The 25,091-nt window shown below is 64.6% G+C and carries 21 protein-coding genes; 11 read left to right on the plus strand and 10 right to left on the minus strand.

The features are described 5' to 3' along the window. Positions 1-17 precede the first annotated feature (17 nt). A complete protein-coding gene (locus VF34_RS16030; RefSeq protein WP_032366177.1) occupies positions 18-434 on the minus strand; it encodes a BlaI/MecI/CopY family transcriptional regulator in 417 nt (138 codons plus the stop codon). Positions 435-628: 194 nt separating this feature from the next. Here VF34_RS16030 and VF34_RS16035 point away from each other — a divergent pair, with 194 nt between their 5' ends. Beyond that, a complete protein-coding gene (locus VF34_RS16035; protein WP_032372398.1) occupies positions 629-1,930 on the plus strand; it encodes an alpha/beta hydrolase in 1,302 nt (433 codons plus the stop codon). 101 nt (positions 1,931-2,031) lie between these two features. Further along, complete coding sequence (locus tag VF34_RS16040; RefSeq protein ID WP_032372757.1) at positions 2,032-4,554, plus strand: bifunctional lysylphosphatidylglycerol flippase/synthetase MprF; 2,523 nt, start codon at positions 2,032-2,034, stop codon at positions 4,552-4,554. 9 nt (positions 4,555-4,563) lie between these two features. Here the strand turns inward: VF34_RS16040 and VF34_RS16045 are convergent, their stop codons facing one another. From VF34_RS16045 to VF34_RS16055, 3 genes are read right to left on the minus strand one after another with little or no spacing between them, the layout of a single operon-like run. Then, positions 4,564-5,433 carry an ABC transporter ATP-binding protein gene (locus VF34_RS16045; protein ID WP_032372399.1) on the minus strand — a complete coding sequence of 290 codons (870 nt, stop codon included), beginning with the start codon at positions 5,431-5,433 and terminating at the stop codon, positions 4,564-4,566. Then, positions 5,430-6,482 carry a FecCD family ABC transporter permease gene (locus VF34_RS16050; protein ID WP_174557250.1) on the minus strand — a complete coding sequence of 351 codons (1,053 nt, stop codon included), beginning with the start codon at positions 6,480-6,482 and terminating at the stop codon, positions 5,430-5,432. Before VF34_RS16050 ends, VF34_RS16045 begins: the two co-directional genes overlap by 4 nt. 47 nt (positions 6,483-6,529) lie before the next feature. Next, entirely contained in the window at positions 6,530-8,005 is a 1,476-nt protein-coding gene (locus VF34_RS16055; RefSeq protein WP_080733139.1) for an iron chelate uptake ABC transporter family permease subunit, read from the minus strand. A 222-nt stretch (positions 8,006-8,227) separates the two neighbouring features. Here VF34_RS16055 and VF34_RS16060 point away from each other — a divergent pair, with 222 nt between their 5' ends. From VF34_RS16060 to VF34_RS16095, 8 genes are all read left to right on the plus strand, one after another. Continuing rightward, positions 8,228-8,950 (plus strand): hypothetical protein, encoded by a 723-nt coding sequence (locus VF34_RS16060; protein WP_228139410.1) that lies wholly within the window; start codon positions 8,228-8,230, stop codon positions 8,948-8,950. Between the two features lie 222 nt (positions 8,951-9,172). Continuing rightward, positions 9,173-9,634, plus strand: a complete 462-nt coding sequence (locus tag VF34_RS16065) for a PaaI family thioesterase (protein ID WP_027497142.1) — start codon at positions 9,173-9,175, stop codon at positions 9,632-9,634. Positions 9,635-9,639: 5 nt separating this feature from the next. Then, complete coding sequence (locus VF34_RS16070; RefSeq protein ID WP_045841896.1) at positions 9,640-10,911, plus strand: DUF6986 family protein; 1,272 nt, start codon at positions 9,640-9,642, stop codon at positions 10,909-10,911. Between the two features lie 50 nt (positions 10,912-10,961). Continuing rightward, a complete protein-coding gene (locus tag VF34_RS16075) occupies positions 10,962-11,594 on the plus strand; it encodes an urease subunit gamma (protein ID WP_045841750.1) in 633 nt (210 codons plus the stop codon). Then, the gene (locus VF34_RS16080) at positions 11,594-13,315 is read left to right on the plus strand and encodes an urease subunit alpha (RefSeq protein ID WP_032372401.1); all 1,722 of its coding nucleotides are present in this window, start codon (positions 11,594-11,596) and stop codon (positions 13,313-13,315) included. Before VF34_RS16075 ends, VF34_RS16080 begins: the two co-directional genes overlap by 1 nt. Next, entirely contained in the window at positions 13,315-14,004 is a 690-nt protein-coding gene (locus tag VF34_RS16085; protein ID WP_045841751.1) for an urease accessory protein UreF, read from the plus strand. Before VF34_RS16080 ends, VF34_RS16085 begins: the two co-directional genes overlap by 1 nt. Positions 14,005-14,065: 61 nt before the next feature. Further along, positions 14,066-14,770: an urease accessory protein UreG gene (gene ureG / locus VF34_RS16090; protein WP_045841752.1), complete on the plus strand. Its 705-nt coding sequence runs from the start codon at positions 14,066-14,068 to the stop codon at positions 14,768-14,770. Positions 14,771-14,773: 3 nt separating this feature from the next. Then, positions 14,774-15,433, plus strand: a complete 660-nt coding sequence (locus VF34_RS16095) for an urease accessory protein UreD (RefSeq protein ID WP_027497138.1) — start codon at positions 14,774-14,776, stop codon at positions 15,431-15,433. A gap of 90 nt (positions 15,434-15,523) precedes the next feature. Here VF34_RS16095 and VF34_RS16100 read toward each other — a convergent pair whose 3' ends face one another. From VF34_RS16100 to dapA, 5 genes are all read right to left on the minus strand, one after another. After that, a complete protein-coding gene (locus VF34_RS16100) occupies positions 15,524-16,927 on the minus strand; it encodes an NAD(P)/FAD-dependent oxidoreductase (RefSeq protein WP_032372402.1) in 1,404 nt (467 codons plus the stop codon). Between the two features lie 111 nt (positions 16,928-17,038). Continuing rightward, on the minus strand, positions 17,039-17,839 hold the full coding sequence (locus VF34_RS16105) for a HugZ family pyridoxamine 5'-phosphate oxidase (RefSeq protein WP_032366230.1): 801 nt from the start codon (positions 17,837-17,839) through the stop codon (positions 17,039-17,041). A gap of 99 nt (positions 17,840-17,938) precedes the next feature. Further along, positions 17,939-18,499, minus strand: a complete 561-nt coding sequence (locus VF34_RS16110; RefSeq protein ID WP_032372403.1) for an isochorismatase family protein — start codon at positions 18,497-18,499, stop codon at positions 17,939-17,941. Positions 18,500-18,531: 32 nt separating this feature from the next. Next, positions 18,532-20,913 (minus strand): ATP-binding cassette domain-containing protein, encoded by a 2,382-nt coding sequence (locus tag VF34_RS16115; protein WP_032372404.1) that lies wholly within the window; start codon positions 20,911-20,913, stop codon positions 18,532-18,534. A 71-nt stretch (positions 20,914-20,984) separates the two neighbouring features. Next, positions 20,985-21,923 carry a 4-hydroxy-tetrahydrodipicolinate synthase gene (gene dapA, locus VF34_RS16120; protein ID WP_230595110.1) on the minus strand — a complete coding sequence of 313 codons (939 nt, stop codon included), beginning with the start codon at positions 21,921-21,923 and terminating at the stop codon, positions 20,985-20,987. Between the two features lie 79 nt (positions 21,924-22,002). On the opposite strand from dapA, the gene VF34_RS16125 reads away from it, so the two are divergent. Beyond that, the gene (locus tag VF34_RS16125; protein WP_032372405.1) at positions 22,003-22,923 is read left to right on the plus strand and encodes a LysR family transcriptional regulator; all 921 of its coding nucleotides are present in this window, start codon (positions 22,003-22,005) and stop codon (positions 22,921-22,923) included. Here the strand turns inward: VF34_RS16125 and helR are convergent. After that, the gene (gene helR, locus VF34_RS16130; RefSeq protein WP_045841753.1) at positions 22,879-25,041 is read right to left on the minus strand and encodes an RNA polymerase recycling motor ATPase HelR; all 2,163 of its coding nucleotides are present in this window, start codon (positions 25,039-25,041) and stop codon (positions 22,879-22,881) included. The genes VF34_RS16125 and helR overlap by 45 nt on opposite strands. Between the last annotated feature and the right edge of the window lie 50 nt (positions 25,042-25,091).

Consider the following 25,091-nt stretch of genomic DNA (forward strand, 5'->3'; position numbering starts at 1 on the left):
ACTTACTACGAGGAGCCTCAGTCCGTCGGACGGCCTTCTGCAGCAGAAGGTGACTCTGTCGTCGATTGTGCCACTTCCAGCGCCGCGAGTGCTTCACGGAGGGCGGCGGCCTCATCTGCTCCGACCTGCCCGACGAAGTGCACGAGGGCAGCTGCACGACCGCCGGAGGCGGGGGCCTGGGACAACGCGTCGACCATCAGGCTCGCGACCAACTCGTCGCGACCGTGGACCGGGGCGTAGCGGTGGGCTCGGTCGTCGCGCTGCTGGACGACCAAACTCTTCTTCGCCAGACGCTGCAGGACCGTCATCACGGTCGTGTACGCGAGTTCACGATGAGTCGCAAGGGCCTCGTGAACCTGACGAACGGTCTGCGGCTCCGTCGATTCCCACAGATGGTCCATTACTGCGCGTTCCAATTCACCAAGGCCAGCCATTCCTCCGAGTCTACGGCCAGTCCGACGCGGATGCGTACTACTCGTAGTAGTAACTGCCGTCCTAGTGCTGTGGTCTCGGTCATAGCCGCGGTCGAGTGGCGTCGGCGGGTCGTGACCGTGAGCGAGTCCGTGGGCATACTCTGTCGAGAGTTGGTGCCGCTGGGCCGAGTCGGAAAGATGAGTGGAGACCTCGCGTGAAGTGGTTCGATTCACTGTCGTTGCTCGATGGGCCACTGCCGGTGATCGTGTCCGTGCTCGGCGCCGCCGGCGGACTGTGGTTGCTGGTCTCGAGGTCGCGTCGGTACGCCAGGCGTGCGCTGCCGATCGCTGCCACCGCGGCGATCGTCGTCACGGCCATCGGTTACGTAGTGGTCGAAAAAGTATGGCGTCCGTTCCCCGATCCGATCGACATCTCGATCTACGTGTGGATCGGGGTGGGTGTGGCTGCCCTGTTCGCACTCGTACCACGGTCGATCGCTGCCCGCGGCGTGGTCGGCACAGTGTTGTCGGTGCTGGCGGCGGTACTCGTGGTGGCGACGTCTGCTCTGCACGTCAACCTCGAATTCGATGCGTATCCGACCGTGGGAAATGCGCTCGGTGTCGAGTCGGCCGAGCGCATAGCGTTCTCGGACGTGCCGCCTCCGGTCTCCGACACCGTCACCGGCACACCCCTGGAATTTGCCTGGTCCGCACCTGCCGGCCTGCCTTCCGCCGGCCGCGTCACCTCCGCCACCATTACTGCCACCGCGTCGAACTTCACGGCGCGAGACGCCCAGATCTACCTACCGCCGGCCTATTTCGCCGATCCCCGTCCGCTTCTTCCTGTCCTCGTACTGCTCGCCGGCCAGCCCGGCGCACCCGAAGACTGGTTCAACGGGGGCAAGCTCGCCGAGACCATGGACAACTTCGCGCGTGATCATGCCGGTTTGGCACCGGTGGTGGTCGTGGCCGACGGCACCGGCTCGTCGATCGCCAATCCGCTCTGCGTGGATTCGACACTCGGCAACGCGGCCACCTACCTCGCACGTGACGTTCCCGATTGGATCGACAACTCCCTACAGGTGGATCGAAACCGTGCTCATTGGGCGATCGGCGGATTGTCCTACGGCGGAACGTGCTCGATACAGATGGCCACCAGTCATCCCGAGGTCTATCCCACGTTTCTCGACCTGTCGGGTCAGCGCGAGCCGACCCTCGGCGATCGAGATCGAACCGTGCAGCAGGCGTTCGGCGGCAACGCCGCAGCGTTCACCGCGATCAACCCTCTCGACCTGCTGAAATCGCGTCGATACCCGGACTCTGCCGGTATTTTCGTCGTGGGGTCCGAGGACAAGGATTACCAACCGGGCCAGCAGGAGATGTACGACGCGGCGAAGGCCGCTGGAATGGATGTGCAGTACGTGGAGGTACCAGGGGGACACAGCTTCGCGGTGTGGTCCGAAGGCTTACGTCGAGAACTGCCGTGGCTGGCTACGAGAACAGGACTGACGGCGTGAACACCGACGAGTCGGGGGGTCCGACGGAAGCGATCGATGCTGCGGCACCGACGTGGATGTCCGAGAAGGTGGCCGTCGTGAGATCCGCCGCCTCGGCGACGATGCGGCAGTCGCGGCGATTGTGGTCGCTGATCCTGTTCGGTGCCGTGGGTGCCCCGGTCAGCTTCACCCTGCTCGCCGTGGTCTGGCTTTCGGGGATGTATGCCGTCGTGTCGGACGGCCATGGTCAGGTCGACAGGTACTTCGCGGTCGGCATCGTCCCGTTCGAGCACTGGCATCTCTGGACGCCGCTGACATCTGGTCTGGCAGCGCCGAATATTGCGGGCTGCGTGGTGGCGACCGTTGCGGTGCTCCTCGCTGCTGCCCCGATCGAACGTCGTATCGGTTCCCGTCGGTTCGCGGTAGCCGCATTCGTGACGCAGGTTGCGGGGTCGTTGTTCGGGCTGGGCCTGGCCGTGCTGGCGAAGACCGTCGACGAGGATTGGGGTTTCCGCCTGCACGTAGGTACGGCCGTGGGCCCGACGACATGGGTCTGCGGAGTTGTGCTGGTTGCCACGTCGCGGATGGACACGCTGTGGCGCAGGCGGATTCGCGTCGGACTGCTGACCCTTCTGGTGACCCTGGCCTTGTTCGGCGGTCACCTGCAGGACGTCGTTCGGTTGGCGGCAGCGGTGATCGGTCTGATCGTGGGCCCGTGGATCGTCGGCCGCTCGGCGCGCGGTCCGAGATTGGCGGGAACGCAGCGTGAAGGACGTGTGCTGGTCGCGCTGATCGTCGCCGCCAGTGCCCTCGGTCCGGTGCTGGCGGCCTTGAGCCCCAATGCCGTGGGGCCGTTCGCGGTGCTTCGCGACGTGGTGCGCGGCGTGCCGTACACAGCTGCCGAGGTTCGTGAGATCTGCGCCGATGCCACGACCGATCCGGTGGAATGCCGCCGCGGGCTGCTCGACCTCAGGCTGGGCGGAGTCGGACCGACGATCCTGAGCATCATGCCGTCGCTGTTCCTGTTGGTGGTCAGTGACGGTTTGCGCCGCGGTCGACGGTTCGCGTGGGCGATGGCAGTGATCTCGCAGGTGGTTCTGCTCGCGCTGTCGGTGGCGAACTACGCCATCCGATTCCTCGAAGCCGGTGACGACGAATCGTTGTTCTACGGGCTGGAATCTCCCACGGCCTACCGCACTGCCGTGCCCTTCCTTCTGCCCCTGATCGTCCTGCTGGTCCTGATCGTCACTCGGAAGTTCTTCGACGTGTCGGCACCGGCTGGCACGTACCGACGCTGGGCCGCGTCCGTCGTGGCCGCCGTAGTAGGACTCGGCCTGATCTACTCGATCGGTGGCTATCTCGGTCGCGGCGGTTTCGCCGACTCGCCGTCCTTCGGCGGATTGCTGGTCGATTTCCCGCAGAGGCTGGTTCCGCCGGTCTATCTGCAGTGGCTCGAGCCCGCCCTTCTACCCCAGAGCACCCCGACCACCTTGCTGTTCGAGTGGACCGGCGTCGTGTTCTGGGTCGTGGTGTGTGCGCTCACGATCAGCACCTTCCTCACACCGGTGTACGGCCCGGAGACCGATGCCACCGAACGGGCTCGCAGCGTGCTGATGTCGAGCAGCGGCTCGGCGCTGTCGTGGATGACGACCTGGCGCGGGAACAAGTACTGGTTCAGCGCCGACGGCCGCAGCTACGTGGCGTATCGCGTCATTTCCGGCGTGGCTTTGACCACCGGTGACCCTGTCGGGCCGCGAGCATCGTTGCGAGACAACGTCGTCGAGTTTGCCGAGTTCGCGTCGAAGAACGGGTGGATTCCGTGTTTCTACTCCGTCACCCCGGCCGTCCGGCGTATCACCGATTCTCTGGGATGGGGCGGTATCCAGGTCGGTGAGGAGACCGTGCTCGATCTGGACGGAATAGCGTTCACCGGCAAGCGGTTCCAGGATGTTCGTACTGCGCTCAATCGAGCGAAGAAGGCAGGCGTCGTCGCGGAGTGGATTCGGTTTCCCACCGCTCCACTGGCCATCACCGATCAGATCACCGCGATCTCCGAGGAGTGGGTGGCAGACAAGGGGATGCCGGAAATGGGCTTCACCCTCGGCGGACTCGAGGAGGTCGACGACGAGAACGTGCGATGCCTGATTGCCGTCGACGAACATCGAACCGTGCACGGGGTCACGTCGTGGATGCCCGTCTACGAGGACGGCGTCATCGTCGGGTGGACGCTCGATTTCATGCGGAGACGGTCGGAAGGTTTTCGGCCGACAATGGAGTTTCTCATCGCCTCTGCCGCCCTGCTCCTCGAGCAGGAGGGGGCCAGGTTCCTGAGCCTGTCCGGTGCACCTCTGGCCAAAGTCGACGAGAAGCAGCCCGAGCACGTGTCCAGCGCCGAGCAGTCGACGCTGTCCGGCTTGCTCGAACGGTTGCTCGATGTACTCGGGCGAACCCTCGAACCTGTCTACGGGTTCCGGTCTCTGCTGGCATTCAAATCCAAATTCCAGCCGCGCTACGAGCCGATGTACATGACGTTCGCCGATCCGGCCGCCCTGCCCAGTATCGGCAACGCAATCGGCCGGGCCTACCTGCCCGACGTGTCCATCGGTCAGGGCTTCAAGCTCGTCCGAACGATGATCGAGCGGTGACGCTCTGCGCTAGACGGCCCGCGAGTCCAGTGTCCCGGAACGCCTGTCCGATTTCACCGGACCACCGACCGACCCGTACACGTGGCGAGTTCCGATCGGAACGATGAGCGGGCGATCCGACATGGGATCGTCGATCACGGCTGCCTCGAGTCCGAACACGTCGAGCAGTAGTTCCTCCGAGATGACGTCCTGGGGGCGACCGGACGTAACGATGGTTCCTTGCTTCATGACGATCAACTGGTCGCTGTATCGCAGTGCGAGGTTGAGATCGTGCAACACCATGACGATGGTGCGGCCGAGCTCCTCGTGCAGGCGATCGACGAGGTCGAGTACCTCGATGGAGTGGGCGAGGTCGAGGTAGGTGGTCGGCTCGTCCAACAGCAGGATGTCGGTGCCTTGCGCCAGTGCCATCGAAATCCAGGCGCGTTGCCGTTGACCACCGGACAGCTCGTCGACGGGACGGTCGGCGAGGTCGCCGACGCCGGTGAGTTCGAGTGCGTTAGCCACTTCTGCCTCGTCGTCCGAGCTCCACTGCCTGATCCACGACTGATGGGGGTGACGACCGCGCGAGACCAGATCGGCGACGGTCAGTCCTTCCGGAGCAGTAGGTGCCTGCGGCAGCATGCCCAGGGTTCGGGCAACCTCTTTGGTCTTCATCGAGGAGATCGCCCGGCCGTCGAGCATCACGCTTCCGGCCTTGGGCTTGAGCAGGCGTCCGAGCGATCGCAACAGGGTCGACTTGCCGCAGCCGTTCGGGCCGATGACGGTGGTGATCACTCCGGTGTGAATCGCGAGGTCGAGGTGCTCGATGATGGTCCGGTCGCCGTAACCGAGGCTGAGATCGTCGGCGACCAAACGCGAGGCGTGGCTGATTGTCATACGGAAGCCTTTCGATTGCTGCGCACGAGAAGGTACAGAAGGAACGGTCCACCGAGTGCCGAGGTGACGATGCCGACCGGCAGTTCCACCGGCAGGATCGTCCGCGCGATGAGATCACTCGCCACTACCAGCAGTCCGCCCAGTAATGCCGAGGCGATGATCGGCGGTCCCGGGGTTCGAAGGAGCCGTACCGCGATCTGCGGGGCTGCCAGTGCGACGAACGCGATCGGTCCGGCCGCAGCCGTGGCAACGGCAGCGAGTGCGACGGCGGCGAGCAACATCACGGCTTGGCTGTGCTGCAACCGCACTCCGAGCGATCGTGCATTGTCGTCACCCAGACGCAGTGCTCCCAGCGTGAACGTCGACACGATGGTTGCGCCCCCGACGATGACGACGGCGACAGCGACCGGCCACACCGTCGACCAGTTGGCTCCGTTGAGAGAACCGTTGAGCCAGACCTGCGCGCGCGACACGTCGTTGATGTCGGCGCTGATCAGCAACCACCCGATGACGGCCGTGAGCATGGCGTTGACGGCGATTCCCACCAGAATGAAGCGAAAGCCGTCGACGCCTTTCCGCCAGGCGAGTGAGTAGATCGCTATTGCGGTGAGTACTCCGCCGATCAGCGCTGCCAGTGGCAGCCCGAGGGTGGCGAGCAGACCGCTGAAGGTACCGCCGCCGCCCAGGACGATCAGCGCGACGGCTGCAGCACTGGCACCGGCGGTGATGCCGAGAATATCGGGACTGGCGAGTGCGTTTCGAGAGATGGATTGCGTGATCGCACCGGAAATTCCCAGGGCCGCTCCGACGAGCAAGCCCGTCAACGACCGGGGCAGGCGCAGGTCCATGACGATGAACCGTTCGATCCGCGTTCCGCCGCCGAGCAGGACGTCGAGCACCTGGGGGATCGACAGCGGAAAGTCGCCGCGGCCGATGTTGACACACATGACCAGAATCAAGGCGGCAGCCACGAGGACGGTGGTGACGACCATCAGTGGACGGCGGACGAGGGACACCCGCCCCAGGCGAACGGCGGGCCGCGCGGGCACGGTGCCGGGGCCGGCCGTGGAGGGTTCGGGGGACCGGATCTCGGCGGTCACAGGCTCGCCAACTTTCTACGGCGTACCAGTGCGATGAAGAACGGCGCGCCGAAGAGGGCGAGGACGATGCCCACCTGCAACTCGCCCGGGCGCACCACGACGCGTCCGATGACGTCCGCGATCATCAGCATCACGCCGCCCATGAGGCCCGCGTAGGGCACGAGCCAGCGGTAGTCGGGTCCGGTCACCGCTCGGGCGATGTGCGGAACGACGAGGCCGACGAAGGCAATGGGCCCGCACGCGGCCGTTGCCGCTCCGGTCAGCAGAGTGATGGCCAGGATGCCAACGGTTCGGGTGACCGCGATGTTGGTTCCGAGGGACCGCGCAACGTCCTCGCCCAGGCTCATGACGTTCAGGCCCGGGGTGCTGGCGAGTGCGATCAGCACACCGAGAATCAGGAAGGGGAGAACCTGCCACAGCACGTCGAGCCCCCGACCGGCGACCGATCCGACCACCCAGAAGCGGTAGCCGTCGAGGCTCGTCTGGTCGAGCAACACGACGGCATTCGTCATCGCGGAGAGGAAGAACGCGACACCCGCGCCCGCCAGGGCGAGGTTGATCGGACTCGATCTGCCCGACCCGATGGACGACAGACCGAACACCACGACGCTCGCCACTGCCGAACCCGCGAACGCGAACCACAGGTACTGGCTCGGAGAGGTGAACCGGAACAGGTAGATGGCCATGACGACGAAGAACGCAGCCCCGGAATTGAGGCCGAGCAAGCTGGCATCGGCCAGCGGGTTGCGCGTATGTCCCTGGATGAGGGCACCTGCGATACCGAGCGCGATGCCGACCACCAACGCCAGCACCGTTCGGGGGACCCGCAAGGTGCGCACGATGATGTCGGTGTCCGTGCCGTTCGAATCGATCAATGCACGGGCGATCTCGGCGAACGTCAGTGGTCGGGCACCGATGGCGATGCTCGCAAAGATGCCGGCGGCCAGAGCGACGACCAGCACTGCCAGGCCGAGCAATCTGCGTCGGCGAATGGCGGCAACCGAACCATCCTTGGGAATGGGCTCGAAATCATCCGCTGCAGCTGTCTTCTCGCGCACGACCTCCGAAGTGGACCGGCCGAGACCGAACTGGCGACGGAGAGCTCGACGGACACCGACCGGGCCGGTGGTGTCGGTGTCGCGGAGCGTCAGACTCATCCACCGTCTACCTGTGCTCTGCCCCTCGTTGCCATCGCGGTAGCCGCGGTTCCAGACGAACAAGGCGACGGCCACCGAGAGAGAAATGGCTCCGAACACGACACGGTCGGCCTGGCCACCGCCGTTGTCGTCGCGAAGGGCGTCGACGATCGACCACCCGATGAACAACGGCACGAGCACGATCAGCGCGTCGATCCCCGCGGCTGCGATGCGTGTACTCCACGGTGCGGGCCCGGTGGGCACGTCCTCGGTCCCGTATCGCTCGTCGGGCGAGCGACGCGAGCCGTGAGGGCCGAGTAGCGGAGCTGTGGTCACTGGGGTCGTGACTCCTCGCTGGATCGAAGGGACACGGTTTAGGTTACGGAACCCTTGCTCGCCGTGCGACACGAGGTAAGGGTAGCGGTGCCTGACTCGGCAGCCGGATCTGGTTAGGCTAACCTACATCCATTGGTCGACGGTGGGGCGAGTTCACCGGTCACGAACAGAAGGAGCGTTCAGGTGTCACTTGCAACTGCGGCATTCACGGGCTGGGCCGATGTGCACCGATTCTCGGACCGATCCGGTGGGCACGCTCTGTTGGCCGAGTCGTGTTCCACTCTGCGCGCGCTCAATCCCGACTATCCGCGGATGTACGCGGTGGCCGCCATGGCCGACGAGGGTAAGCGGCGTTGGTGGCAGCTGTCGGTCGGTCTCGACGACGGTCGCGTCGAGCAGATGTACCGCCGTTCGCTCGAGGATCTCGAAGTGCCGCACGCTGCGGCGGTGCAGGTGGCGACTGCGCTGATTCATGCGGTGGTCGGGCGGGTTGCAGCACTGCTCGTGCTCGAAGCGCGTGCCTGGGATCCGGGCATCGAGAACTTGTGGATCCATATGGACAGCGACGGGGGAATCGATTGGGCGGGTGTTGCGTCGCCCATCTTGCGAGTGCTGCCGGAGGATCCGGCAGCCGGCGAGCCCGGAACCGTGACATTGCCCTGTGAACAGGCTCTTCTCGTCTGGACCGCGCATCGGTGCCTGACGTCTCTCGGATCTGTCTATCGTGCGATCAGTGAGCGGGCTCCGCTGGATGCTCGCGTCTTCTGGGCGCTGGTGGGTGACGCGATCCTCGGTGCGTCGACGTACGTCCCGATTTTGGCCGGGACCGGCCCCTCCGCCGGAACGCGGCGAGGCCAGTTACTGCTCGACGCGATGGTCGCTGCCGGCGCGCCCGTGCGATCGCGAGTCGGAGTCCCGGGCCGGCAGCGGCTACGCGCCTCGTGAAGGCCTTGCGTCCGAACTGAGGTATGCCTATGCTAATTTCAGACCAGCGGACCGCGCCGGAGACCTGAGGGCTGCAGTGTCTCCCGGTCCTTGCCACGGTGGGCCTCTCGTTCGACTCGAACGAGAGGCCCACCGATTTTCTCGGGCGGAGTGTCGTGTATTTCTGGTCATGGGTCGACTGCAGTCGGCGAACATTCTCAGTACGCGACCGGAAGCGGAGCAATGACCGATTCGAACGGCACCACCGAAGCGAGCCCCTTCGAGACCCTCACCCCGGAACAGCTGACCGAACTCTGCGGACGCGGATTCGACGGCGTGGTCGGACTGACCTACCGAGAAGTGACCGGCGACGTCGTTCGCGCAGAGTGGGATGTCACCCCGCAACTGCACCAGCCGGCCGGGATCATGCACGGTGGTGTTCTGTGCGCCGTGGTGGAATCGGTTGCCAGCATCGGTGGATCGGCCTGGTTCGGTTCGCGCGGTCATGTCGTCGGGGTGAACAACAGCACGGACTTCCTGCGAGCAACGCGCTCGGGCTCTCTTGCCGCGCACGGACATCCGATCCATCGAGGCCGCACCCAGCAACTCTGGCAGGTCGACATCTCCGACGAGGGCGGCCGCCTGGTGGCACAGGGCAAAGTGCGGCTGGCGAATATCGAAAACACAGCACGTCTGGGACAGTGAAGCCCATGACCGGACACGACGATGTCGTTCCCCCTTCCGCCGGCGGAGCGCTGACCGACGACGCGTTCGACCGCCTCGAAGCACTCTTCGAGCCCATCGATGCCGATCTGGCGCAGCACTATCCGGGAGACCGAATAGGCGGGCAGCCCTCCCACACTGTCTACATCCCGGCCTCCGAGGCGTCCGAGAACATCCCGGCCGCATGGGGAACCGCAGCCCTCGGCCTGCTCGATGCGCACCCCGAGGCCTTCGCCGGCCTCGGCACCACCGATGCTCTACCGGTGGTACGGGACCGGCTGAACGCAGCACCGATCCAGGACCTCAGGTTCGATTTCGAGGACGGCTACGGGTGGCGCTCCGACGCCGTCGAGGATCGTCACGCCGCGGCAGCAGGTGCAGCGTTGGCTGCGCTGGCACACGACACGGCGGGCCCGTCGTGGCTGGGCATCCGTGCGAAAGGCCTTGCCGCTCATGAGCGTCGGCGTGGCATTCGAACCCTGGAACTCGTCCTGGACGGGGCCGGGGGAGTGCCCGACGGGTTCGTGTTCACAGTGCCCAAACTCCGCGCGGTCGAGCAGGTTTCGGCCGTGGTCGCGTTGTGCGAAGAACTCGAGCGGGCTCACGGTCTTCCCGATCGGGCACTCCGTTTCGAGTTGCAGATCGAAAGCCCGCAGGCCGTGATCGGTGCCGACGGTACGACGACGTTGGCGCGTGCGATAGCCCGCGCGGATGGTCGCTGCACGTCGCTCCACTACGGCACCTACGACTACAGCGCGGCGTGTGGAATCACATCGGCGCAGCAATCTCTGGCTCATCCGGTGGCAGACCATGCCAAGAACGTCATGTTGGTTGCGGCAGCGCAGACAGGCGTGTGGGTGTGCGACGGGTCGACCCAGGTGGTTCCGACCGGTAGCTCCGAACAAGTGGCAGCGTCGGCGCGGCGCCACTTCGATCTGGTGACCAGATCCCTCGAGCGGGGCTTCTACCAGGGGTGGGACATGCACCCCGGTCATCTGGTGACGCGGTGGTTGGCCACGTTCGAGTTCTTTCGTCACGCGATGCCCGTCGCCGCAGCTCGACTGGGCAATTACCTCGATCGCCGCGGCGGAGATGTGATGGACGAGCCGGCGACGGCGCAAGCTCTCGCGGGCGTATTGGTACGCGGCCTGGACGCGGGCGCGTTCAAGGTCACCGAACTGCAGGACGTGGCCCCTTCTGTCGACCGAAATGTCCTGCGGGGTCTGCTCGATCGGTCGGTCACCGTGCCCTTGGGCTGACTGCGTGTCAGAATTGCCGAGCATCATCACCGATCGGACGGAGAACCTACATGCGGTTGTCTCCGCACGAGCAGGATCGACTGCTCGTCAGCTACGCCGCCGAACTCGCGCGGCGGCGCCGTGCTCGCGGCCTGAAACTCAATCACCCCGAGGCGATCGCGGTCATCACCGATCACCTCCTCGAGGGTGCTCGTGACGGAAAGTCCGTGGCCGAGCTGATGGCGTCGGGCCGGGAAGTGCTCACGGCCGACGACGTGCTGAGTGGTGTGCCCGAACTGCTTCCCGAGGTGATGGTGGAAGCGACGTTTCCCGACGGAACGAAACTGATCACGGTGCACGAGCCGATCTCGCCCGAGCGCGGAGACGGCCATCTGGTTCCGGGTGAGATCTTCACCGTCGCAGGAGATATCGAGATCAACGACGGTGTCGAATCGATCACCTTGACGGTGGTGAACGGCGGCGATCGACCGGTGCAGGTGGGAAGTCACGTGCATCTTCCTCAAGCGAACGCCGCCCTGCAGTTCGATCGCGATCGCGCCTACGGGTGTCGGCTCGACATTCCGGCCGGCACTGCCGTGCGCTTCGAGCCGGGCATCGAGCAGACGGTGCAACTCGTGCCCCTCGGTGGGACCCGCGAGGTATACGGCTTGAGCATGACACCTCCAGGAAAGTTGGACAGCTGATGGCGCGTATGAGTCGCAGTCGATACGCCCAGTTGTTCGGCCCCACGACGGGTGATCGGATTCGGTTGGCCGACACCGACCTTCTGATCGAGATCACCGAGGACCGTAGTGGTGGTCCGGGCAAGGCCGGCGAGGAAGCGGTGTTCGGCGGCGGCAAAGTGATCCGTGAGTCGATGGGCCAGTCTCGCGCCACCCGGGCAGACGGTGCCCCGGATACCGTCATCACCGGCGTCGTCGTCGTCGATTACTGGGGAATCATCAAGGCAGACCTCGGTATTCGCGACGGTCGGATCGTTGCGCTCGGAAAGGCCGGCAATCCCGACACCATGACCGGCGTTCATCCGGATCTCGTGATCGGACCATCGACCGAGATCATCGCGGGCAACGGAAAGATCGTCACGGCCGGCGGCATCGATTGCCATGTGCACCTCATCTGCCCGCAGATCAAGGAAGAAGCCCTGGGCGGCGGCATCACCACGGTGATCGCGGGTGGTACCGGGCCCGCCGAAGGGAGCAAGGCAACCACCGTCACCCCGGGTGCCTGGCATCTGTCCAGGATGCTCGAATCTCTCGACGACTGGCCGATGAACATCGTGCTGCTCGGCAAAGGCAACACGGTCAATCCCGATTCGATGTGGGAGCAGTTGCGCGGCGGCGCTTCGGGATTCAAGTTGCACGAGGATTGGGGGTCGACTCCCGCCGCGATCGACGCGTGCCTGCGAGTGTGCGACGAGGCGGGAGTTCAAGCGGCTCTTCACTCCGACACCCTCAACGAGGCCGGATTCGTCGAGACCACCCTCGCTGCGATCAACGGCCGTGGAATACACGCTTATCACACCGAAGGTGCAGGCGGCGGACACGCTCCCGACATCATCACCGTTGCCGCGCAAGCACACGTACTGCCCAGCTCGACCAATCCGACGCGTCCGCACACCGTGAACACGTTGGACGAGCATCTCGACATGTTGATGGTGTGCCATCACCTCAGTCCGAGCATTCCGGAGGATCTGGCGTTCGCAGAGAGCCGCATTCGGCCGTCGACCATCGCGGCCGAGGACTTGCTGCACGACATGGGAGCGATCTCGATGATCGGCAGCGATGCTCAGGCCATGGGACGTATCGGTGAGGTGGTACTGCGAACCTGGCAGACGGCTCATGTCATGAAGGCGCGGCGCGGATACCTGCCCGGGGACAACGGTGCCGACAACAATCGGGTCAGGCGATACGTCGCGAAGTACACGATCTGTCCGGCCGTGGCCCACGGTCTCGATGCGGAGATCGGGTCGATCGAAACGGGCAAGCTCGCCGATCTGGTGTTGTGGGATCCAGCCTTCTTCGGTGTGCGTCCGCACATGGTCATCAAGGGCGGCATGATCGCGTGGGCCGCGATGGGCGACGCCAATGCATCCATTCCTACGCCGCAACCCGAGCTGCCGCGGCCGATGTTCGGAGCGTCACCCAAGGCAGCTGCTGCGACGTCGCTGCATTTCGTTGCGCCACAAGCGATCGAGGACGGTCTGGCCGATCGCCTTGCGTGCGATCGTCGTCTCGTTCCGGTTGCGAACGTGCGCGGGATCAGGAAAGCCCATATGCCGCTCAACGATTCGCTTCCGGAGATCGAAGTCGATCCGGACACCTTCACCGTGCGTATCGACGGCGAGGTGTGGAAGGAACAACCGGCGTCCGAATTGCCGATGGCGCAACGGTATTTCCTCTTCTGATGGCCCTAGGATCCCTCTCGTCGACTGCGTCGTCGTACGCTGCACGTCGACAGGTCACAACCCTTCTCTCGCTTGCAGATTCGCGGTTTCCCACCGGTGGGCACGTCCATTCCGGGGGAGTCGAAGAAGCGATCGCATCAGGTTTCGTGCGCGACATCGATACCCTCGAGGCATTTCTGCGTCGGCGAATTCGGACGTCGGGAGCCACGGCGGCGTCCATCGCGGGTGCGGTTGTTCTCGGCTCGTTGGACACGGATGCGGCCGATGCCGAGTGCGATGCCCGGACGCCGTCGCCGGCAGTGCGAGCTGCGTCGCGAGCTCAGGGTCGGGGGTTGCTCAGATTGGCCAAATCAGCATGGCCGCATCACGATTGGCTGTCCATTGGCCGGCGGCCGCATCTGGCCGTCGCGGCCGGGCACGTGGGACTCGCAGCCGACCTGTCCGTCGCCGACACCGCGGCTGTGCAGGTGTACATCACCATGACCGGCTCGGCGATCGCGGCGCAACGTCTGCTTGCGCTCGACCCCGCCGAGGTTGCCTCGTGCACCATTCGGTTGGGGGACTTCTGCGACGAGGTGGCCGACGCCGCGTGCGCATCGCTTCCGGTTCTGATGGAGCTGTCCGATCCGCTGCTGGACATGTTCGCGGAAGCCCACGCCGTCCGCGATCGCCCATTGTTCGTATCCTGAATTCACGACCGCTGACACGGTTCTCGACCGCAGTACCGTTTTCTCGACCGAAGGAGATGTCATGCCCCCGCACCTGATCGACGGTGAGCCCCACGACCACGGGTTGGACCGACCCAAGCGCACACGGGTCGCAGGCGATGCTTTGCATGTGGGAATCGGCGGACCCGTCGGGTCGGGCAAGACCGCCTTGGTGGCCGCCTTGTGCCGCCAGCTCCGCGACGAGCTGTCTCTGGCCGTGCTCACCAACGACATCTACACCACTGAGGATGCCGACTTCCTGCGGCGGCACGCAGTGTTGCCGGACGAGCGCATCACGGCCGTGCAGACCGGCGGCTGTCCGCATACCGCGATACGCGACGACATCACCGCCAATCTCGACGCGATCGACGACCTGATCGAGAACAACCCCCCTCTCGACCTGATTCTGGTGGAGTCCGGCGGCGACAATCTCACCGCCACGTTTTCGTCCGGTTTGATCGACGTCCAGATTTTTGTCGTCGACGTCGCGGGAGGAGACAAGGTGCCTCGTAAGGGTGGTCCCGGCGTGACGTTCTCCGACCTGCTCGTCGTCAACAAGACCGATCTCGCGCCGTACGTCGGTGCGGATCTGGGTGTCATGGAGCGCGACGCCGCGCAGGTGCGCGAGGGTCGCCCCACGGCCCTGATCTCTCTCACGGACGATCCCGCAGCAACGACGGTGCTCGGCTGGGTGCGTGAGCAATTGAAGGTTATCGCCGACGCCGACGCACACGACCACGCGCACTGAACGATGCACACCGAGCTCCGCATCGACGCGAGTCGTCGACGCAGTCCCCGCATCACATCGGTCGGCGGACTCGCAGGTAGGCAAACGGGGCCCGACACCGTCCACCTGATCGGCACCGCGGCCACGCCTCTCGGCGGAGACACCATCAGCGTCAGGATCTCGGTGGCTGCCGGCGCTCGTCTGGATGTGCGCAGTGTGGCAGCGTCCTTGGCGATGCCCGGTGCAGCACAACGTCATTCGTCGGCGCACTGGCACGTCGAGTTGGGGGCGGGGGCGTCACTCGTTTTCGACCCCGAGCCGATGGTCGTCGTCTCCGATGCCTCTCATACGGTGCTCAATGTCATCGAACTGGAACAAGACTCGGATCTGTGGCTGCGTGAGCGCGTACAGATCGGCAGGCTCGACGAGGTGGCGGGACAGTGGGCGAGTTCGATGCACTGCGATGTGGGAGGCCGGCCGCTGTTGCGCCACCGGGTGGAACTGGGGGAGGGGACGGTGGCGCACGACGGGTTGTCGGCACCGATGTCGATGTCCAGCACGCTTCGCTATCCGGACAGTCGGGATTCCGAGGTCGATCTGGCGGGCGGCACCGTGCGCTTGGCCTTGGCCGGGGGTGGCTCGCTGAGTACCTCCGTCGGTCATCGCCTTCAGCCGACCCGATAGATCGGGCAGGGCAGAAAGAAAGGGCTCCGTCCGACGATGTGCGTCGGACGGAGCCCTTCTTGCTTCGCTACTCAGTGGGTTCTGCGTGAATCAACCCGCTGCTTTTTCGCGTTCCTCTTCGACCTCGGCTGTCCGCTGGTTCACGTCGCCCGCTTTTTCGAGAGAGTTCAGTTGTTCGATGGCAAGCCGCGCGAACACCTGCTGCTCCGTCGATGCCATCTGAGCACGGCCTCTACCGAGGAACGTGACGAACCAGGAAATGACCGTGGTGATACGGCTGCGGTACCCCACCAGGTAGTACAGGTGGAGGGCGAGCCACATGAGCCATGCGATGAAGCCACCGAACTCCAGCTTACCGACCTTCGCCACCGCATTGAACCGCGACACCGTGGCCATGGAGCCCTTGTCGAAGTACTTGAAGGGTGCTCGCTGGGTGGGGTCGTCCTGCCCCTTGACCGACGCCTTGATCAGCTTGGCTGCGTAGGTGGCACCCTGGATCGCACCCTGTGCCATGCCGGGAACGTCCTTGACCGACATCAAGTCGCCGATGACGAAGACGTTCGGATGACCCTTGACAGTCAGATCCGGTTCCACCAGAACTCGGCCGGCGCGGTCCGTCTCCGAACCCGACTGGTCGGCCAGCTGCTTGCCGAGCGGGCTGCCCTGCACGCCCGCGGACCAGACCTTGCACTGAGCCTCGATACGACGCGTCGTTCCGTCTTTTTCCTTGACGGTCAGGCCGTCGTTGTCGACGTCGGTGACCATCGCGTTGAGCTGGATCTCGACACCGAGCTTCTCGAGCCGTTCGGCTGCCTTGCGGCCGAGTTTCTCGCCCATCGGGGGAAGGACGGCCGGTGCGGCGTCCAGCAGGATGACGCGCGCGTCGCGGGGATCGATGTTGCGGAACGCTCCGTCGAGGGTGCGGTCGGCGAGTTCTGCGATCTGCCCTGCGAGTTCGACACCCGTCGGACCTGCTCCGACGACGACGAACGTCATCAGGCGGTCCTTCTCCTCCTGGTCGTCGGAGAGTTCCGCCTGCTCGAAGGCTCCGAGGATGCGTCCGCGCAGTTCGAGTGCATCGTCGATTGTCTTCATGCCGGGCGCGAACTCGGCGAAATGGTCGTTACCGAAGTACGACTGCTGGGCACCGGCGGCCACGATCAGGCTGTCGAACGGGGTGACGGTGACGCGCTCGAGCAACTTGGACGTGACCGTCTTGGCCTCGAGGTCGATGTTCAGCACGTCGCCCAGCAACACCTCGGCGTTCTTCTGCTTGCGCAGAATGACGCGGGTAGTGGGAGCGATCTCACCGACGGACAGAATGCCTGTGGCCACCTGGTAGAGCAGCGGCTGGAATAGGTGGTGGGTCGTCTTTGCGACGAGGGTGATGTCGACGTCGGCCTTCTTGAGCGCCTTGACGCCGAACAGACCTCCGAACCCGGAACCGATGACGACGACACGGTGACGCTTCGATTCGACCGGTTGGATGCTCATTACCTGCTCCCTAGACGTTGCGATGTAGCCACAACGGTAGTCGCCCCGGGGCGGAGCGTCTCGCCAAGGGCCCAGCTATCGGTCGAGGTGCAGCTCTCACTGTCACGAGGACTACGGGGCGGTCGCCGACCTCCTGGCCAGTTCCACCGTTGCAGCGCGCAGCTCGTCCGCGGAATCGATGGGCTCGGAGTAACCGACTCTGGTGTAGGCCACACCGCGCGGTGTGTGGACGTTCAGATCGAGGCCGTATCGATCTGCGGCCGTACACGTCGCCGAGGTCGCGTCCGGGTATCCACCCAGCTGACGGGCCATCGCCAACAGTGACGTCGCATGGTCCGCGTTGAGGTGCTCGACGGCGTAGGCCGAGGACGGAGACACGGGATCCGGGGACGCCTCGGAGTACGCGTCGGCCGTCGCCGAATCCATTCGGCCGTACCCGCCGACCCATCGCACCCGATGCACTCGCATGACCCACAGCGTGAAGTCGCTGTAATCCACGTAGTACTTGGCGGCCGGCACCGCGTCGAGATGCGCTTGTCGTGCGGCAGTGAGCTCGGCTCCTGCCGGTCGCTCGACCACCCCGGCCAGCGTGATGCGGCCCGAGGCCAGCGGGTCCGTCTGTGACTGAGGTGCAACGATCGACAGACTCGCTCGTGGATCACCGTCGAGATTTCGACCATGCTCCGCCATCCGCGACACGCACAGCACGGGTGCTCCGTCGAGCAAGCCGTATGTCACGAACGACGCCCATGGATCGCCGTCGGCGGTCAAACTGGCCAGCGTCGCGATATTGGTGGACGCAGCGATCGTGCGCGCCTCCTCGGCCGCCGACGGACGACGGTCCGCGACCACCGGAGACAGGGGAGGGGGAACGGACGGGGCGTCGCCGGGATCGCCGTGATCGAGTGCCATGGGCGGCAGTCTACGTTCGTCCCGGAACGAGATGGTGTGCGTGCGTGACCGCGTCGCCGATCAGCGCGAGTCGAACAGAGCAACAATAGGAGCGTCAGGCTAGCGGCCGACGAACGTGACGTCCTCTGTGGCGACGGCCGATGCGGTTCGGCCGGGTGCGGTCTGGTTGTCCCAATACATGTTCGTGTGCGCGATGACCTGCTGCGGTGTGGGCAGGGCGGGGTCCGGCAGGTTCTCCGTCGTGTGGGCGTCGCTGACCAAGGTCACGTCGTACCCACGAATCAGAGCTCCGTGCAGAGTCGATCGCACACAGAAGTCCGTTTGCGCGCCGGCAACCACCACATGACCGACGCCGGCATCGGCGAGCACCTCCTCCAAGGACGTGCCCTCGAAGGCGTCTCCATGCTTCTTGTGCACCAAGGCGTCTCCGGCTTCGATCGGAAGTTCCTCCACGAGTTGCCAGCCCGGGCTGCCGGACACGAGCTCGTGGTCCGAGGAATGCTGCACCCAGATCACTGGTGTGTCGGTCTTTCGCGCTCGTGAGACCAGTCGCACCATGTTGTCGACGACGCGAGTGCGATCGAGGGCGGCGGCCATGACGTCGTTCTGGACGTCGACGATCAGCAGCGCAGTTGCAGGGCGGTCGGGCAGGGTCGTCACGTCGTCTCCATCGAGTATCCGGTTCTGGTCAGCTATCCGACGTACGCGGCCAGGTGCTTCGCGGTCAAGGTGGATCCGTCCGCCACCAGGTCTGCGGGGGTGCCCTCGAACACCACGAGGCCGCCGTCGTGCCCGGCCCCGGGGCCGAGGTCGATGATCCAGTCGGCGTGGGCCATGACGGCCTGATGGTGCTCGATGACGATCACCGACTTACCCGCGTCGACCAGCCGGTCGAGCAACCCGAGCAGTTTGTCCACATCGGCGAGGTGCAGCCCGGTGGTCGGCTCGTCGAGTACGTACACGCCACCCTTCTCAGCCATGTGTGTCGCGAGCTTGAGTCGTTGCCGTTCGCCGCCCGAGAGGGTCGTCAGCGGCTGGCCGATCTTCAGGTAGCCGAGTCCGACGTCGTTGAGCCGTTGCAGAATCTTGTGTGCCGCAAGCAGTTTCGCCGGTCCGTCGGAGAAGAAATCCTCGGCCTCGGCCACCGACATGGACAGCACCTCGTCGATGTTTCGGCCACCGAAATGGTACTCGAGTACCGAAGCTTGAAACCGTTTGCCCTCGCACACCTCACACGTCGTGGCGACGCCGGCCATCATGGCGAGGTCGCTGTAGATGACTCCCGCCCCATTGCACGTCGGGCAGGCACCTTCCGAATTGGAGCTGAACAGAGCGGGTTTGACCGCATTCTCCTTCGCGAAGGCTTTGCGGATGGGTTCGAGCAGACCCGTGTAGGTCGCGGGGTTGCTCCGCCTCGATCCGCGGATGGCACCTTGATCGACCGAGACCACATCGTCGGTGCCCGAGAGCGACCCGTGAATCAGCGAGCTCTTACCGGAGCCCGCCACTCCGGTGACAACGACCAGCACCCCGAGTGGAACGTCGACGTCCACGTCTCGCAGATTGTGCGAATCCGCCCCTCGAATCTCGAGCACCTCCGAGAACTCGCGAACCGAATCCTTGAGACTCGCGCGGTCGTCGAAATGGCGGCCGGTGACCGTATCGCTCTGCCTCAGTTGGTCGACGGTGCCCTCGAAGCAGACGTGCCCACCCGCACTGCCGGCACCGGGCCCCAGGTCGACGACATGGTCGGCGATGGCGATCGTTTCCGGCTTGTGCTCCACGACGAGAACGGTGTTTCCCTTGTCCCGCAACTGCAGAAGAAGGTTGTTCATCCGTTCGATGTCGTGGGGGTGGAGACCCGTCGTCGGCTCGTCGAACACGTAGGTGACGTCGGTCAACGACGAGCCGAGATGTCGAATCATTTTCGTGCGCTGCGCTTCTCCGCCCGACAGGGTGCCCGACGGCCGATTCAGGCTCAGGTAGCCGAGGCCGATCTCCACGAACGAGTCCAGGGTCTCGCTCAGCGTCGTCAGCAGCGGTGCCACCGACGGTTCCTTCAGGCCTGCGACCCATGTGGCCAGATCGCTGATCTGCATCGAGCAGGCGTCGGCGATGTTGATGCCCTTGATCTTCGACGATCGTGCACCCTCGTTGAGCCGCGTTCCGTCGCATTCGGGACACGTGGTGAACGTGATCGCACGCTCCACGAACGCCCGGATATGCGGCTGCATGGCGTCGACGTCCTTCGAGAGGAACGACTTCTGGATCTGAGGGATCAGGCCGGAATAGGTCAGATTGATGCCCTCGACCTTGATCTTCGTGGGCTCTCGATACAGCAGATCGTCGAGCTCTTTCTTCGTGTATTTCGCGATGGGTTTGTCGGGGTCGAAGTAACCGCAGCCGCGAAAGATCCTGCCGTACCAGCCTTCCATGCTGTAGCCGGGAATCGTGATGGCGCTCTCGTTGAGCGATTTGTCGGCGTCGTACAGGGCATTGAGGTCGAAGTCGCTGACCGAGCCGCGTCCCTCGCAGCGCGGGCACATTCCACCGGTGACGGAGAAGGACTTCTTTTCGGTGGTCTGACGGCCTCCCTTGTCCACCTTGTAAGCACCTGCACCGGAGACCGATGCCACGTTGAACGAAAAAGCCTGTGCAGAGCCGATATACGGCTTCCCCACTCTGCTGAAAAGAATGCGAAGCATGGCATAGGCGTCGGTGGCGGTTCCGACGGTGGAGTGGGGATTGGCACCCATTCGCTGTTGATCCACGATGATAGCCGTGGTGAGCCCGTCCATCACATCGACGTCGGGCCGCGCGAGAGTCGGCATGAAGCCCTGAACGAAGGCGCTGTAGGTCTCGTTGATCATGCGCTGGGATTCGGCCGCGATGGTGCTGAAGACGAGGGAGCTCTTTCCGGACCCGGAGACACCGGTGAACACGGTGAGGCGTCGCTTGGGAAGTTCGACGCTGATGTCGGCGAGATTGTTCTGCCGCGCGCCCTGTACTCGAATCAGATCGTGACTGTCGGCGGCGTGCGCTGCCGATTTCTGCGTGACCTTGGTCGTCGCCATGCTCGCGGTGTCTCCTGATCGTCACGGCAACCGAAACCGAGAAGGTCGATTGCACCGAGGTATGTGTGCGATCACGGTAGTCGTATCGGAACGCGCATGCTTCTCGATTCCTGATCGATTCCTGTCACCGCCAATGCGTGGGTCAGACGCTGCAGATCTGCGGCGGACGATTCGAGCAACGGGCGCCGCACCGTGGCGTCGGCCAGCACACCGATGGCGACCAAGGCCGCCTTGGCCATGATCGCTCCCTGCGTGGTGCGCATGACGGCCTCGACGAGAGGTAGCAGCGATCGCTGTATTGCGTTCGCACGATGCAGATCTCCGGCTCGGACCGCGTCGAAGAGGTCGGCGTAGCGGTCGGCGACGACATTGCCGACCACACTCACCGAACCCGTTGCACCGCAGCACAGATAGGGCAGAGTCAATTCGTCGATACCGCAGTAATAGGCCAGGTCGGTTTCAGCCATGACGTTCATCGCCTCGTACAGGTCGCCTTTCGCGTCCTTGACCGCCGTGATCGAGGTGTGCCGCGAGAGTTCGACCAGCGTCGACGCGTCGATCGGCACACCGGTCCGAGCCGGCACGTCGTACACCATGACCGGGAGCGCTCCGGCGTCGGCGATGGCAACGATGTGATCGGCGATGCCGGCCTGCGTGGGGCGCGAATAGTAGGGGGCGGTGACGAGCAACGCGTCGGCCCCTGCATCGGCGGCACGTCGCGCCGACTCGATCCCGGCGGAGGTGTCGTTGGTGCCGACACCCGCGATCACGCGCAGGGCGTGGCCCGAGAATTCGCGCGTCGCCGTGATCAGATCGGCCTGCTCACGCGGCGTGAGAGTGGGTGCCTCCCCGGTGGTGCCGGCGACGACGACGCCGTCGCACCCGGTCGCGAGCAAGTGGGTCAGCAAGGCGTCCGTGCCGGTGCGGCTCACCTGCCCATCGGCGTTCATCGGTGTGCACATGGCAACCAGGTTGATGCCGAACGTCGACGTGGCCGAAGGAGTGGACATGTTCATCGTCCGAGTGTGAGCCCACATGATCGTCTCGGTCCAGCGATGTAATTTCGGCAGTATTGCGTACCTTTGCTTCATGATCGATATCAATGCACTCCACGCGCTGCGCGCAGTTGCCGCCCTGGGCACGCTGACGAAAGCGGCCGACGAGCTCGGTTACACCGCGTCGGCCGTCTCCCAGCAGATCAAACGGCTCGAACGCCAGGTCGGAACGCCGGTACTTGCGCAGGCGGGCAGAGGTGTTGTGCTCACGCCGGCTGGACGGGCAGTGGTCGAATCCGCGGACGAGGTGTTCCACGCCCTCGAGCGGTGTCTGGAGTCGGCGAGATCGGCAGACGAGGGTGCCGCGCGCGGGGTGGTACGAGTGGTTGGATTCTCCACTGCGATCCGCGGTCTGCTCGCACCTGCACTCGCGACCTCGAGCGCTCGTTATCCCGACCTCACCGTGCAGGTCGGAGAGGAGGACCCGGATAAGGCGCTGCACAGTGTGCATTCGGGGGCAGCAGACCTGGCGCTGGTGCACGACGCCGACGGAGTTCCCGCAGTGGCTCCTCGCTCGATCGTTCGGCGATCCATTCACACCGACCACGGCGATGTCGTCATGAATCGAACCCACCCCCTCGCCGCAGGGGAGTCTCCACTGACACCGGTAGGCCTCGCGACGTACCCGTGGGTGACGAGTCCGGCGGGCACCGTGTGCCACCAGTGGTTTCGTCGATTGTTCGCGGATACGTCGAGCGAGATCGACGTTCGGCACCTCGTCGACGACTTCTCCACTCAGCTTTCCCTGGTGGAGGCAGACAATGTGCTGGCACTGATTCCCCGTCTCGCGCGACCGCCTCTGGGCCCGACGCTCGTGGCGGTCCCGCTGGCGCGCGCCCCCAAGCGAGAAGTGCATGCCGCGTGGAGGCGCAGCGCCGATGCGAGTCCGGCGATCCACGCCGTGCTGGATCTACTCGATTCGCTCGCGATGCGACGAGGTCAAGACGACGAGTAGACCTGTGGCTCGTGTCATCGCCACATACGTGTCGACCACACCTGCGATGCCGGAGCCGAAAGAATCCGGGTCGATCAGAACGACCAGATCGAATTCCAGACCTTTGGCGAGCTGCGGTGTCAGCGAGCTGATTCGATCGGACTGCGGAAAAGTAGGATCACCGATCACGCATGCGGTTCCGCCGGTCGTCGAACCGAGCCAATCGGCGAGAACCGTCGAAAGCGATGCGACGTCACCGTATTCGACCGGCACGCCGGTGATGCGTATCGACGTGGGAACGTTGGCGTCGGGCAGCGCCGCCCGGATCACCGGCTCGGCCACGTCCATAATTTCTTGCGGCGTCCGGTAATTCACGCCGAGAGCGGCGACGGTCACCTCGTCGATACCTACTCGTTCGAGCCGATCCGGCCACGTCTCGGTAAAGCCCCGACGAGACTGCGCTCGGTCTCCGACGATGGTGAAACTCCCAGCAGGGCATCGCCGAATCACCATCTGCCACTGCGCATCGGTCAACTCCTGAGCCTCGTCGATCACGATGTGCGCGAAGGGACCCGCCAGCGGATCCGTCGGATGGTCCTCGAAGCCGGACGAATCGACGAGTGCATCCCGAATTATCTCCTGACGGAATTGCGCGGCCATCATCTCGTCGTCGTCGACCGCCATCAACTCGTCGACGACACTGTCCATTCGCGAGCGTTCGATCGCAGCAGCCAGTGATCGGCGTCGTTGTCGTAGAGCATGTTTCGGATCGCCGAGTCGCGCCCGTGCCGCGTCGAGCAGCGGTAGGTCGGCCACAGTCCAGCGTGTCGCATCAGCGCGTCGAAGTGCTCGAATGTCGTCCGCGTCGAGCCAGGGTGCGCATGTGCGCAGGTATGCCGGAACGGTCCACAAGTCCGCGACGAGGTCTGCGGCATCGACGATCGTCCACGAGCGTTCCAGGACGTTACGCAGATCCTCGTTCAACTGCAGCGACTGCCGAAATTCTTCGCGGGATCCCTGTGCGGCACAGCGATCGGTCACGATGGTCGTCAGTAGGTCCCAGATCAGCTCGCGAGCCTCGTTGTGCGGCGTACCGGGATCTGGCGCACCGAATGCCTCCACCCAGTCGTTCGGCGTCAATACAAATGTTCCCCAGTCTGTTTCGACTGTGACGTCGTGGGTCGGTGGTTGTTCGTAGAAGGCAACAGCCGCCTCGATGACGGCGTCGACGTCGAGGTCTTCCTTGAGCCGCGCCGCAACAGGATCGGTGTCGTCGAGCGCATGTGTTCCCTCTGCGACGAGGTCGCGCAGGGTGCATGTTTGTACTCCCTCCTCGCCGAGACTGGGGAGTACGCCCGAGACGTACGCGAGGTAGGGCTGATGCGGACCGATGAACAGTACTCCGCCGCGGTTGTGTCCTATCCGTGAGTCTGCGTACAGCAGGTACGCGGTGCGGTGAAGGGCAACAACAGTTTTCCCGGTTCCCGGTCCGCCGTCGACCACCAGTGCCCCGTGCGCATCGGCTCGAATGATCGCATCTTGATCCGCCTGGATCGTGCCCACTACGTCACGCATCCGAGGTGAGCGCTCGGCACCCAGACTGGCGATGAACGCGGACTGATCGTCCAGCGCGGCGTTGTCGTCCAGAGACGTGGGATCGAACACTTCGTCCCAGTAGTCGGTGATGCTGCCGTTCGTCCACCGATAGCGGCGACGGCTCTTCAGCCGCATCGGGTTGGCATGGGTTGCACCGAAGAACGGCTCGGCAGCGGGGGAGCGCCAGTCGACGAGCAGTTGCTCGCCCGCATCGCCGAGCAAGCCGGTACGCCCCACGTACACCGGTTGGTCCGAGTCGATGGGGACGAACCTCCCCAGACACAGATCGGCACCGTAACGACGCAGTTGGCGCAGTCGCCCGTTCAATCGGTGAATCTCGAAATCACGTTCCATCACCTCCTGCCCCATCCGCCCGGATGACTTCTGGATGGCGTTCAATCGAGCGATCGTGTCGGAACGTGACTTCTCGATGCTGGCGGTGATTGCCGAAAAGTGCTGTCGGTCATGACCGATGAGCGTGGGTTGGCGCTTCGGTGCGAGCCTGTCGGGGAGGTCGAAGACATGAGGCGGCACTGATTTCACGGGACTCCGATCCGATGGTGCGGGTGTGCAGCGAGCCATTCTGAACCCTC

The organism is Rhodococcus sp. PML026 (genome assembly GCF_000963615.1).
In the GTDB taxonomy this organism is placed as follows: domain Bacteria; phylum Actinomycetota; class Actinomycetes; order Mycobacteriales; family Mycobacteriaceae; genus Rhodococcoides; species Rhodococcoides fascians.

Coding starts and splice junctions, on each gene's coding strand:
- VF34_RS16030 (WP_032366177.1), bottom strand. CDS start 434: ATGGCTGGCCTTGGTGAATTGGAACGCGCAGTAATGGACCATCTGTGG.
- VF34_RS16040 (WP_032372757.1), top strand. CDS start 2,032: ATGCGGCAGTCGCGGCGATTGTGGTCGCTGATCCTGTTCGGTGCCGTG.
- VF34_RS16045 (WP_032372399.1), bottom strand. CDS start 5,433: ATGACAATCAGCCACGCCTCGCGTTTGGTCGCCGACGATCTCAGCCTC.
- VF34_RS16065 (WP_027497142.1), top strand. CDS start 9,173: ATGACCGATTCGAACGGCACCACCGAAGCGAGCCCCTTCGAGACCCTC.
- VF34_RS16070 (WP_045841896.1), top strand. CDS start 9,640: ATGACCGGACACGACGATGTCGTTCCCCCTTCCGCCGGCGGAGCGCTG.
- VF34_RS16075 (WP_045841750.1), top strand. CDS start 10,962: ATGCGGTTGTCTCCGCACGAGCAGGATCGACTGCTCGTCAGCTACGCC.
- VF34_RS16080 (WP_032372401.1), top strand. CDS start 11,594: ATGGCGCGTATGAGTCGCAGTCGATACGCCCAGTTGTTCGGCCCCACG.
- VF34_RS16085 (WP_045841751.1), top strand. CDS start 13,315: ATGGCCCTAGGATCCCTCTCGTCGACTGCGTCGTCGTACGCTGCACGT.
- ureG (WP_045841752.1), top strand. CDS start 14,066: ATGCCCCCGCACCTGATCGACGGTGAGCCCCACGACCACGGGTTGGAC.
- VF34_RS16095 (WP_027497138.1), top strand. CDS start 14,774: ATGCACACCGAGCTCCGCATCGACGCGAGTCGTCGACGCAGTCCCCGC.
- VF34_RS16100 (WP_032372402.1), bottom strand. CDS start 16,927: ATGAGCATCCAACCGGTCGAATCGAAGCGTCACCGTGTCGTCGTCATC.
- VF34_RS16105 (WP_032366230.1), bottom strand. CDS start 17,839: ATGGCACTCGATCACGGCGATCCCGGCGACGCCCCGTCCGTTCCCCCT.
- VF34_RS16115 (WP_032372404.1), bottom strand. CDS start 20,913: ATGGCGACGACCAAGGTCACGCAGAAATCGGCAGCGCACGCCGCCGAC.
- dapA (WP_230595110.1), bottom strand. CDS start 21,923: ATGTCCACTCCTTCGGCCACGTCGACGTTCGGCATCAACCTGGTTGCC.
- VF34_RS16125 (WP_032372405.1), top strand. CDS start 22,003: ATGATCGATATCAATGCACTCCACGCGCTGCGCGCAGTTGCCGCCCTG.